The 685-nt window shown below is 46.0% G+C and carries 1 protein-coding gene; it reads left to right on the top strand.

What is annotated here, in order from left to right; all coding sequences use genetic code 11:
• Nucleotides 1-685 (top strand): insulinase family protein (locus ACFQ2O_RS22060; protein WP_377533148.1); only part of this gene is annotated, 685 nt, incomplete at both ends.

Genomic DNA, 685 nt, shown 5'->3' with positions numbered 1-685 from the left:
CATGATGGCGACTGAAAGCTCAGGAGTCACATTGTCGGCTCGGGTAATACTCGATGATCAAGACATCACCAAAAGCCCGACCGATCAACGCAACTATCGTATTGTCGAGCTCGATAATGGCATGCGCTGTGTTCTTGTGCATGAAGCTGAAGCGCGACAAGCCAGCGCAGCCCTCGCTGTTGCTGCTGGTCACTTTCATGATCCGCATCATGCACAAGGGTTAGCCCATTTCCTCGAGCACATGTTGTTCTTGGGTACCAAGAAGTACCCAGATGCCACTAGCTACCAAAGTTTTATTAGTGCTCATGGCGGCAACCACAACGCATGGACAGGCACTGAATTCAGTAACTATTATTTTACGGTTGATGCGAATTATTTTGACCAAGCACTCGATCGATTCATGCGTTTTTTTCACGAGCCGCTGTTTGCTCAAAAGTGGATTGAGAAAGAATTACAGTCAATTGAATCAGAGTTCCAATTAAAGCGCCAAGATGAACTACGGCGGTTATATCAAGTTCACAAAGCCACTTCGAACCCCAAACATCCGTTCAGCAAATTTTCTGTAGGAAATCTTAGTACCTTAAAAGATCAACCGAACAATTCATTGCAACAACAGCTACGCGATTTTTTCCAGCGTTGGTACTGCGCACGCCGCATGACTTTGGTATTGCTTGGTCCACAATCA

It is taken from the genome of Pontibacter rugosus (genome assembly GCF_042678745.1).
In the GTDB taxonomy this organism is placed as follows: Bacteria; Bacteroidota; Bacteroidia; order Cytophagales; family Hymenobacteraceae; genus Pontibacter; species Pontibacter rugosus.
Note: the sequence above shows the minus strand (reverse complement) of the source record. Positions and strands in the feature narration are given on the sequence as shown.